The organism is Kocuria sp. HSID17590 (assembly GCF_003989485.1).
GTDB classification, from domain to species: domain Bacteria; phylum Actinomycetota; class Actinomycetes; order Actinomycetales; family Micrococcaceae; genus Kocuria; species Kocuria salsicia.
This window is the reverse complement of record NZ_RBMB01000058.1, coordinates 1-6,643: the sequence shown is the minus strand read 5'-3', so window position 1 is coordinate 6,643 and position 6,643 is coordinate 1. Positions and strand designations below refer to the sequence as shown.

The 6,643-nt window shown below is 67.5% G+C and carries 3 protein-coding genes; all 3 read right to left on the bottom strand.

Annotated elements, in window-relative coordinates:
* Window positions 1-106: 106 nt before the first annotated feature.
* A complete protein-coding gene (locus tag D8M39_RS12200; RefSeq protein ID WP_126875104.1) occupies window positions 107-3,778 on the bottom strand; it encodes a glycosyltransferase in 3,672 nt (1,223 codons plus the stop codon).
* 112 nt (window positions 3,779-3,890) lie between these two features.
* On the bottom strand, window positions 3,891-5,138 hold the full coding sequence (gene wecC, locus D8M39_RS12195; RefSeq protein WP_126875103.1) for a UDP-N-acetyl-D-mannosamine dehydrogenase: 1,248 nt from the start codon (window positions 5,136-5,138) through the stop codon (window positions 3,891-3,893).
* Window positions 5,139-5,219: 81 nt separating this feature from the next.
* Entirely contained in the window at window positions 5,220-6,437 is a 1,218-nt protein-coding gene (locus tag D8M39_RS12190) for a glycosyltransferase (RefSeq protein WP_238694086.1), read from the bottom strand.
* Window positions 6,438-6,643 lie beyond the last annotated feature (206 nt).

Sequence of the window (6,643 nt, the reverse complement as noted above, 5' to 3'; positions counted from 1 at the left end):
CGGACGACCTGCTCCGAGGTGTGACGCTTCCTGCTGTTCGTCATGATCTGACCAGTCTCACTGCCCGGACCCCCGGGCAACAGGACGACTCACACAACCACCGGACCTACCAAACGGGGTCAGCCCAGTAGGGCCCACGGATCTCCTGAGCATGCACTCGCACCAGGAGCCGCTGGCGGTCCGAGACGTGGTGCGAGTACCAGACGGCGTTGCCCAGCCCCCACTCGCAGAACACAGTGTCGGCTCCGTCCAGGAGGGCGAGGGATTCCTCCTCGTCATGGTGGGCGTGGTCGCTCCACCGGTCCACGACCACGGGCACACCCCGTACCCGCAGGTGCTCGATCCAGGAGGCGGCGAACTTCAGGTCGTGGCCAGCGACCAGCACGCGAGGCCGCTCCTCCAGCACGGTCGTGTTCGAGTGCGTCTCCCGGTGCAGGGGCTCGTGCGACTCCTCCTGAGTTCGGGTGACCGTGAGGGTCTTTGGTGTGGCGAAGTCGCGGAAGCATTGCGGATCCCCCATCAGCCACAGCGCAGAACGAGCCATCCCGAACTCGTCCACGACGTTCTCACCAGGCACCGCAATGTGCCGTGCGCCCTGCCCGGGGCTCAGCTCGTGCGCTGAGATCTTGTCCCAGTTGCCCCAACGAGTGGCCTGTAGCAGGTCCTCCGCCCAGGTCCGGCCCGCCCCCTGGGGGACGTGGGCCCAGAAGTCCACCGCGGGGCGATCCTGGACCCCACTCGTGACCCGGATGCCCTGTCCTTCGAGATTGCGACGGGCGGCGGCGTCGTCCTCCACCAGGTGAACTGCCGCAGGGGGGACGGACTGTGCCAGGAGCGCCGGAACCTGCGCGGGCCGCACGGTGGTGCCCCACTCAGGAAGCCGGAACCCGTCCACCACGAGTCCGGCCGTGCGGGCGAGGACCACCAGCGCTGTCTCCACGGTGTGCGAGCGCAGGACGGTGCGAAGCTGCAGCCACACTTCGCGCAGCCGTTCCTCGGGATCCGAGGTCCAGGCCGCGAGCAGCGCGGCGCACTGGAGGTCGTCGTTGGAGGAGGGGATCGCTGATCCGAAGGTCTCGTGGATGCCGCGTGACCACGTGGAGAGCACCACTCCCCCGCACGCCGCAATTTCCACCACCCGGCGAGAGAACATCGTGGGGGACGTTGCCACCGAGTTCACGTTGAGGTTCACCGCGTGTGCCCGGTAGCTGTCGATCACCTCGTCGTAGGGCAGAGCGCCCCGGACCGTTCGCTCGTATTGCCCGGGGAACCGGTAGGGCGAGCCGGGGACCGTCAGCTGGCGGTCGTAGATGGCCAGGCCGTGGGGCGCGGCCACACCCAAGAGGTGGTCCAGCTGCCGCATCCGCTCCGGGTATCGGTCCCCGTAGTACGTTCCGGCGTAGGACACCGTGTCTTCGAGAGGACGTCGCCCTGGCAGCGGGTTGTGGATGGCCGGCTGTGCGTAGAACGGCATGGAGGACGCCGTGACGGCACCGGCACTCTCGAAGTGCCGTGCCTCGTGCAGGTACTCGGGAATCATGTCTGCGTCCGTGGTGAAGACGTGGTCGCACAGGGCTCCTGTGACACGGAACCGCTCGATGTGAACCGGGTCCTCCTTGTTCCAGAACACACTGGGGACGCCCCCTGCCCGGCACCGGGTGAGCAGCTCCCGCAGTGGACCGTGCTCCTCGTCCGAGTACCGCCCCACGCGGCGGTGCCACTGCCCGCCGTTGCCGGTCCACGCGGACTCCACGAACACCAGGTCCAGTTGCTCTTCACAGAGCTGGCGGGCGAAGTCGAGGGGATCAAGGGGGATCACCGTGGCCGAACGGCGAATGGTTTCCGTGGTGAACTCATCGGCGATGACGCCGATCCGAAGTTTTTCCAGACTCCGCCCCGGTCTCGCAACCGCGCTGCAGTGCTTTGTCGCCTGGTCGTGGACATGTCGAATCCCCGGCCCGAGGTTCTGCCACTGCCGTTCGTCCACCACCCACAGACGTCCGGACTGCCCCTGGGTCGCCCTGAGCTCGGGGTCCTCGATCAGCCTCTGAAGCGCATCGGCCAGGGACTTGGGGTCTCCCGCGCGGCTCAGCAGACCGCGGGGTCCGTCCGTCTGATGTGGGAGCGCCCCAACCAGCACCCGGTGCGGTGAGACGTCGCTGAGCACCACGGGCTTGGAAGCGCTGAACGCCTCCAGTGGTTTGAGAGGGGACACCATCTCCGTCACGGGCAGACTCAGCCGGGGGCACGCGACTATGTCCACGCAGCTCATCAGGCGAGGGATCTCCTGGGACGGCCGGCGGCCCACGAACTTCACCCTGCTCTTGAGCTTGTTCCGCACCTGGTAGTTCTTCAGGTCCCGGTACACGCCCCCGGACCCGGCGATGACCACCTGGAAGTCGACCTTGCGGCCCCGCAGGATGTTCGCCGCCTGCAGCAGCGTGAGCAGCCCCTCGTAGGCCACGAGGGACCCGGCGAAGCCGATGACGGGCACGTCTGTGCGGATGCCACTGGCCTTCGCGTACCCGTGGTCCTTGGGAAGCGGCAGGAAGTCGTCCGTGTTCACCGCGTTGGGGAGCAGGGAGATCTTCTCGTCTGGCACACCGCGGCGGACGAGTTCGTCCTTGATCTCCTGGGTGATGGCGAGGACGGCGTCCGCCTCCCTGGCGACGAAGGCTTCCATGCTGGCCTGGTGCGCGTAGCGCTCCGTGGCCTTCCACCCTGGCCGGACAGAGGCCTCCGTGACCTCCCACAGGCCTCGGACCTCGTAGACGAAGGGGAGGCCCAGCCGTCGCGCGGCCATCAGTGCCGGCAACGCGTTCAGGTAGTTGGACGCCGCGTGGACAAGGGAGGGACGTTGTCGGGTCGCTTCCCTGACCACGGCATCTGCGGCGACGTTGATGTAGACGTCCGGAGCAAGGTTCGAGCTGTGCCCCTCGGGCAGGTGCACCCACTCCACACCGTGGAGCGTCTCCACGTGGCGCCTTCGCTGGGGCTTGGGCCGCACCGTGGTGATATCCCACGGGTAGCCCGCCCTGGCAAGGACGGTCACATCCGCCCCAGCTGCCTTCAGGCCCGAGACCACGCCCTCCGTGCGCACGCTGTAGCCGTTGGAGTGGAACATCGGGGTCGAGTACGCGCAGTAGAGTACACGGCCCTTCTCCGCGAGATAGGCCGCACCCCGTGAGCGCGGCGGCACCAGGCTGGGGAGGGAACGAACCAGTGCCTCCGTTCCCAGGATCCTGTCCGCGATCTGCTGCCGTCGGACAGGCAGCTCAGGCACCAGGTGGAAGAACTCACGGACCAGCGAGGCCACGCGGGTGATCTCCCCCTCGTCCGTCCACAGACGCGTGAGGAGCTCGTCCAGGCGTTCGGCGCTGGGCTCGTCCCGCAGCGCGTCGACGAGACCTTCCGTCGTCGGCGTCGCGGGACCCGCGGTGTTGTGCAAGGGCGACGACGCCGCGTCCCCATCTTCCTCAGACTCCGCCCTCCCGGAGGCGGCGACTTCGGACTCGTCGAGTTCAGAGCCCATGAGCTCGGTGACGCCCACCGTGTCCTCGGCCGACTGGGCGTGTGCGACCTTCTCTGCCGTGAGGTCCTTCACCCGAGCGTTCAACGTCCTGATGTTGGACTTGTCCACCACCACAGTTGCCTCCAGGGTGCGAATGCGGCGGCGCGCCACCTGCAACTCATCGAACAGCTTCTGAGGCTGTGTCGCGGCATGACGGAGGATCAGCTCACGGAGATGGCCCGGGTCTCGCTGTTCGTCTGGATGCATGGGGGTGCTCCTGGCAATGTGACGTTGCATCCCTGCGGGGGCAGGGAGCAGTAGAGATGCACATGTGCGCGGCAACGGAGGGGTGGACCGCCGCCGCACACGGCTCAGCGCGTCACCGCCACAGCCCCTTCGTGTCCACCACGGCCTTGCCCTTGAGCGCGGTGGCCGGCAGGGCCTTGAACTCGTCGTGGTCCACGAGCAGCAGGACCACGTCCGCGCGCTCGATGGCGTCCTGGTACTCGGCGAACTCCACGTTGGGCAGGCCCTGCAGGCCCTTGGGCAGCTCGGAGACGTTCGGCTCCACGGCGAGGACGGTCGCGTGTCTGACGTGCTCGGCGAGGTCCTTGGTGATGTTCATGGCCGGGGACTCGCGCAGGTCGTCGATGTTCGCCTTGAACGCGAGACCCAGGGCTGCGATCACCGGGGAGTCGATGTGCGAGCAGGCCTGCTCCACCTGGCCGATCACCCACTTGGGCTTGCCGTCGTTGACCTCGCGCGCGGTGCGGATGAGGTTCGAGTTCTCACGGTCCGCGGCCACGATGAACCAGGGGTCCACGGCGATGCAGTGACCGCCCACGCCGGGGCCCGGCTGCAGGATGTTCACCCGCGGGTGGTGGTTGGCCAGCTCGATGAGCTCCCACACGTCGATGCCCAGGTTGTCCGCGATCAGGGAGAGCTCGTTGGCAAACGCGATATTCACGTCACGGAAGCTGTTCTCCGTGAGCTTGGACATCTCCGCCGTGACGTCGTCCGTGACGAGCAGCTCACCCTCGCAGAAGGACACGTACACCTCGCGGGCGCGGCGGGCGGCCTCGGGGGTGCGGCCGCCGATGATGCGGTCGTTGGTGATCAGCTCCTCCAGGGCCTTGCCGGGCAGGATGCGCTCGGGGCAGTACGCGAAGTGCACGATCGGCTTGCCGTCCGCACCGTCCTGGGAGAGGTCCGGGCGCAGCTCCATGATCTTCGCCGCAAGCTTCTCGGTGGTGCGCGGCGGGGAGGTGGATTCCAGGATCACGGTCTCGTCACCGCGCAGCTGCGGGGCGATCGACTCCGCGGCGGACATGATGTAGGTCAGGTCCCCCTCGTAGTTCTCCTTGAAGGGGGTGGGCACGGCGATCACGAACGCGTCACCGTGCTGCATCTCGGTGGTGGCGGTGAGTCGGCCGCTGCTCACGGCCTGCTTCAGCTGCTCCTCCAGACCGGGCTCCACGATGGTGACCTCACCGCGCTGGATCCGCTCGACCGCCGAGGCGTTGACGTCCACACCGTGGACCCGCACCCCGTGGTTCGCCATCACCACGGCGGTGGGCAGGCCGATGTAGCCCAGCCCCACGAAGACGACTTCCAGCGGTTCACTCATTGACACACCTCATCTGATCGGCGCGCAGCCCCGTGCGGGCACACGCATGGTTCTCGTTCGAGACAACGGGAATTCGAAAAATCATATCGTCACGTGCTTCTTATTGTCCCCGAAAAGTACGACGTCGCCGGTAGCGAGCGCTGCGGCGTCGGAAACCTGCCACGTGTGGCTGTGCGCGCCGCGGAACTGGACGAAGTTGAAGCGGTCCGCAGAGTAGATCGTGTAGCCGGCCTCGCGCACCGCCGCGAGGAACGATGTGTCCTCCCCTGTGCTGCGCCGTTGGAACGGGATCTGGCGGAAGACCTCGCGTCGGCCGGTGATGGTGGGGCCCATGACGAAGTCCGTGTACCGGTGCTCGCGGCGGGGAAAGCGCAGCAGCGTGGCGTCCTGGGACTGCACGTGCATGTAGTGCGCCTGCTTTCCCACCACGTCCGCGTTCGCGTAGGACAGGGCGTCCAGCAGGTCGGCGAGGTAGCGCGGCGCGTAGTAGTCGTCGTCGTCCATCTTGGAGAGCACGTCCCCGGTGGCGTGCTCGACGGCCAGGTTGAGGCACTCCCCCAGGGTCAGCGAGGCGTCCGCAGCAACGGTGGTGACCTGCAGACCTGAGTCGTGGACGGCGTCGGCCATGGCACTCGTGGAGGGGTCGAAACCGTGGGCCACGAGCACGACATCCAGCGTCACATTCCGCTGCGCGGCGATCCCCGCCAGGGCGGTGGCCACGCGGTCGGGCCGGTTGGTGCACAGCAACGCGGTCACGGTGGGGCGCACTCGGGCGACGGCGAGCTGCGGGGCCGCGCCCTCGAGCACCGTCTCCACGCGGTGCGTGTAGGTGTGCTTGGCCCAGATCTCGCGCTGGGCGCGGTGCACCATCCGGTCCGCGAGCTCCGGGCTGCGCACGAGGGCGCGGATCACGTGGGCGGCGTGCTCACGGTCTGCAATCACGGAGAGCTGGTCCTGCGTGAAGTACCGTCGCACGGCTTCGGACGGGGTGGACACCACCGCGGTGCCGCACGCGGTGATCTCGAAAATCCGCCGAGCGCACATGGACGGCGAGTCCACCACGGAGTTCACATTGAGGAAGACCTTGTACGCGCGGTAGGCGGTGAGCATCTGGTCGTAGCCCAGGGTACCGACGACGTGGCGCTCCAGGGGCGCGGGAAACTGGTAGCGCTCGTCGTGTCCGAGATAGCGGGAGAAGATCTCCAGGCCGGTGTCGAGCGTGGGCGAGACGTCGTGGGCGCCACCGAGCAGCAGGTCCATCTGCTCGCGCCGCTCGGGGAACTTGTGGGCGAAGTACATGCCGCCGAAGGCGACGTCCCGCGAGTGGAAGCCCTTGCGGGGACGGGCAGGATTGTGGACAGCAGGCTGGGCCGCGAAGGGTGGGCCGCCCCCTTCATTCGGTCCGGTCGCTGTGCGAGTCGTCGGTTTCCGATTGATGGGTGCATTGCCGAGCGTAGTCGACGGGTGCGAGGTAGCCGAGCGATGAATGCCGGCGGTCGTGGTTG

What these genes read in the sequence shown, in the direction of transcription:
- wecC (WP_126875103.1), bottom strand. Translation starts at nt 5,138, where the DNA reads ATGAGTGAACCGCTGGAAGTCGTCTTCGTGGGGCTGGGCTACATCGGC.
- D8M39_RS12200 (WP_126875104.1), bottom strand. Translation starts at nt 3,778, where the DNA reads ATGCATCCAGACGAACAGCGAGACCCGGGCCATCTCCGTGAGCTGATC.
- D8M39_RS12190 (WP_238694086.1), bottom strand. Translation starts at nt 6,437, where the DNA reads ATGTACTTCGCCCACAAGTTCCCCGAGCGGCGCGAGCAGATGGACCTG.